Genomic DNA, 3,605 nt, shown 5'->3' on the forward strand with positions numbered 1-3,605 from the left:
GGCCAGTACGGCATTCCGAAGGACACCATGTTCGGCTTCCCCGTGACCTGCGAGAACGGCGAGTACAAGCTGGTCGAAGGCCTCGAGATCGACGCCTTCAGCCAAGAGCGCATCGACAAGACGCTCAAGGAACTGCAGGACGAGCAAGCCGGCGTCGCCCACCTGCTGTAAAGCCACAGCCGGCATGCTCGACTGGAACCCCGCGCTCTACAGCCGTTACGAGGACGAGCGCACCCGTCCCGCCCGGGATCTGCTGGCACGAGTGCCGCTGGCCCAGGCGGCGCGCGTGTTCGACCTCGGCTGCGGGCCGGGCAATTCCACCGAGCTGCTGGTGCAGCGTTTTCCGGATGCCGCGGTGGTCGGCACCGACAACTCCGAGCCGATGCTCGCCAGCGCCAGGCAACGCCTGCCGCAGGCCCGCTTCGAGCTCAGCGACATCACGACCTGGGCGCCCGAGGCGGCGCCCGACCTGATCTATGCCAATGCCGCCCTGCAATGGGTGCCCGACCACGAAGCTCTGATCCCCAGGCTCTTCGCGGCGCTGGCGCCCGGCGGCGTGCTGGCGATCCAGATGCCCGACAACCGCGAGGAGCCCACGCATCGGCTGATGCGCGAGGTGGCGGGCGAGGCACCCTGGGCACAGGCCATCGGGAACCCCGACCGGCTGCGCACCGAACTGCTCGGAATCGACGGCTACTACGACCTGCTGGCCGGCGATGCCGCGGTGGTCGACGTCTGGCGTACCGCCTACCAGCATCCGATGGCCTCCGCGGCGGCCATCGTCGAGTGGGTCAGCGGCACCGGGCTCAAGCCTTTTGTCGACCCTTTGCCCAGCGAGCTCAAGAGCAGCTATCTGGCCGAATACGAACGGCGCATTGCGCGCGCCTACCCGGCACGCAGCGACGGCAAGCTGCTGCTGGCTTTTCCGCGCCTGTTCATCGTGGCGCAGAAGAAGACATGAACCCAGCGATTTCTTCCCCTCATCCGCGCGAGGTGCTGCTCGGCGCCCAGGCCGGCGCCGTGGCGCTGCCGGTCTGCGACCATTACAGCGGCGTCGAGGCACGCATGCGCAAGAGCCTGGCGCTGCAGGCGGAGATGGCCCAGGAGTTCGGCGCCTGCGTGTTCGACGTCACGCTCGACTGCGAGGATGGTGCGCCGGTCGGCGGCGAGGCCGAGCATGCGGCGCTGGTGACCGAACTCGCGCTGTCGGCGGCCCCGGGCATGCGTGTAGGCGCAAGGGTTCATCCGGTCGATCATTCGGCGTTCCCGGCCGACGTGATGACCATCGCCGGTCGCGCCGGCCATCGCCTGAGCCACTTGATGGTGCCCAAGGTGGAGTCGATCGACGACGTCCGCGAAGCCGTGCTGGCGCTCGACGCCGTTGGCGCCGAGGCGCTGCCGCTGCACGTGCTGATCGAATCCCCGCTGGCGGTGCACCACGCCTTCGAGATCGCGGGCCATCCCCGGGTGCAGTCGCTGAGCTTCGGCCTGATGGATTTCGTCTCGTCGCACGGCGGCGCGATTCCGGCCGAGGGCATGGCGGCCGCCGGGCAGTTCACGCACCCGCTGGTGGTGCGTGCCAAACTCGAGATCGCCTCCGCGGCGCACGCCCATGGCAAGGTTCCTTCGCACTGCGTCGTGACCGAGTTCAACGATGTCGAGGCGATGCGTGCCGCCGCCCGCAGGGCCGCGACCGAATTCGGTTACACCCGCATGTGGAGCATCCACCCGAACCAGATCCGTCCGATCCTCGAGGCCTTCGCGCCCGACGAGCGGCAGATTCAAATCGCTACAAAAATCATTGCCGCCGCGGCCCTTGCCGCGTGGGCACCGGTCAGTATCGATGGCACATTGCATGATCGTGCCAGTTACCGCCATTTCTGGCAGGTACTCGAACGGGCGCATGCCACCGGCCGCAGCTTGCCTTCCGAGGCGCAGGCGTGGTTCGCTCCCGCCATCTCTTGAAACTTACCCCGAAAGAAGCCTACCCATGAAGACGATTGCCCTGATCGCCGCCACCGCCCTTGCTTTGCCGCTCGCTGCGATGGCCCAGAACACCGATGCCCCCGCAAAGCCGCCGCTCAAGGAGCGCGCCAAGGTCACCACCCAGAATGCGGTCCAGAAAGTGGTGCCGAAGCGCATCATCAAGCGGGTCGAGGAAGGCAAGCCGATCAGCGAAGAGACCGATGTCGCCCTGTCCGAGGCCGATCTCAAGGTGGCCGAGAGCATCCTCACCGGCACGATCAAGTGTGAACTCGGCGCCAGCGTGAACATCGAGGCCGACGCCAAGAAGCCCGGCTACTTCACGCTGACGCACGCCGGCGTCAAGTACCGCCTGCATCCGGTCGCCAGCCGCACCGGTGCCGTCCGTCTCGAAGACCCGGTCCGCGAAGCCATGTGGCTGCAGCTGGGCAACAAGTCGATGCTCATGAGCCAGAAGCAGGGGCTTCGGCTGGCTGACGAATGCCAGGCGGCCAAGCAGGTCGAGGTGGCCGAGGACATGAAGAAGAACCCGCCCAAGAGCTTGTTCGAGAGCGGCGATTCGTCGTCGGCCGCCAAGACGCAGTAAATCCAGCCGAGGCGCGGCTCTTGCTTGCCAGCGGGAGCCGCCCGCCATTTTGTGTTTCCGGAGAAAAGAAGATGTTGCAAAGCTACGTTGAACATGTTGCCGAACGCGCCGCGCTCGGCATCCCGCCGCTGCCGCTGACCGCCAAGCAGACCGCCGAGCTGATCGAGCTCATGAAGACGCCGGCCGTGGCCCAGGCCGACTTCCTGCTGAATCTGCTGTCGCAGCGCGTGCCGGCGGGCGTGGACGACGCCGCCAAGGTCAAGGCCAGCTATCTCGCCGCCGTGGCGCACGGCACCGAGAAGAGCCTGCTGCTGAGCCGCGCGCGCGCCACCGAACTGCTCGGCACCATGCTCGGCGGCTACAACATCGGACCGCTGGTCGACCTGCTCGACGATGCCGAGGTCGGCGCCGTCGCGGCCGAGGGCCTCAAGAAGACCCTGCTGATGTTCGACCAGTTTCACGACGTCAAGGAAAAGGCCGACAACGGCAATGYCAATGCCAAGGCCGTGCTGCAGAGCTGGGCCGATGCCGAATGGTTCACCAGCCGCCCCGAGGTGCCGCAAAGCATCACCGTCAGCATCTTCAAGGTTGCCGGCGAAATCAACACCGACGACCTGTCGCCCGCACCGGACGCGACCACGCGCCCCGACATTCCGATGCACGCACTCGCGATGCACAAGAACGCCCGCCCCGGAATCGTGCCGGAGGAAGACGGCAAGCGCGGCCCGGTGAAGTTCATCGAGGACCTGCGCGCCCGCGGCCACCTGGTGGCCTACGCCGGCGACGTCGTCGGCACCGGCTCGTCGCGCAAGAGCGCGACCAACTCGGTGCTCTGGTTCACCGGCGAAGACATCCCCTACGTACCGAACAAGCGCTTCGGCGGCGTCTGCCTCGGCGGCAAGATCGCCCCGATCTTCTACAACACGATGGAAGACTCCGGCGCGCTGCCGATCGAACTCGACGTCAGCCAGATGAACATGGGCGAAGTGGTCGAGCTGAGTCCCTACGAAGGCAAGGCGCTCAAGGAAGGCAAGGT

At 66.7% G+C, this 3,605-nt stretch carries 3 protein-coding genes and 2 pseudogenes; all 5 read left to right on the forward strand.

What is annotated here, in order from left to right:
- Positions 1-171, forward strand: a pseudogene (locus tag AC1DY5_RS47115) (malate dehydrogenase); the annotation flags it as partial.
- A 13-nt stretch (positions 172-184) separates the two neighbouring features.
- The gene (gene tam, locus AC1DY5_RS47120; RefSeq protein WP_478121252.1) at positions 185-961 is read left to right on the forward strand and encodes a trans-aconitate 2-methyltransferase; all 777 of its coding nucleotides are present in this window, start codon (positions 185-187) and stop codon (positions 959-961) included.
- Entirely contained in the window at positions 958-1,965 is a 1,008-nt protein-coding gene (locus tag AC1DY5_RS47125; RefSeq protein WP_478121253.1) for an HpcH/HpaI aldolase/citrate lyase family protein, read from the forward strand. The genes tam and AC1DY5_RS47125 overlap by 4 nt, the downstream gene beginning before the upstream one ends.
- A 25-nt stretch (positions 1,966-1,990) precedes the next feature.
- On the forward strand, positions 1,991-2,569 hold the full coding sequence (locus AC1DY5_RS47130; protein WP_478121254.1) for a hypothetical protein: 579 nt from the start codon (positions 1,991-1,993) through the stop codon (positions 2,567-2,569).
- 71 nt (positions 2,570-2,640) lie between these two features.
- Positions 2,641-3,605, forward strand: a pseudogene (locus tag AC1DY5_RS47135) (bifunctional aconitate hydratase 2/2-methylisocitrate dehydratase); the annotation flags it as partial.

Source organism: Variovorax sp. P4_D9, from assembly GCF_056401695.1.

What these genes read in the sequence shown, in the direction of transcription:
- tam (WP_478121252.1), top strand. Translation starts at nt 185, where the DNA reads ATGCTCGACTGGAACCCCGCGCTCTACAGCCGTTACGAGGACGAGCGC.
- AC1DY5_RS47125 (WP_478121253.1), top strand. Translation starts at nt 958, where the DNA reads ATGAACCCAGCGATTTCTTCCCCTCATCCGCGCGAGGTGCTGCTCGGC.
- AC1DY5_RS47130 (WP_478121254.1), top strand. Translation starts at nt 1,991, where the DNA reads ATGAAGACGATTGCCCTGATCGCCGCCACCGCCCTTGCTTTGCCGCTC.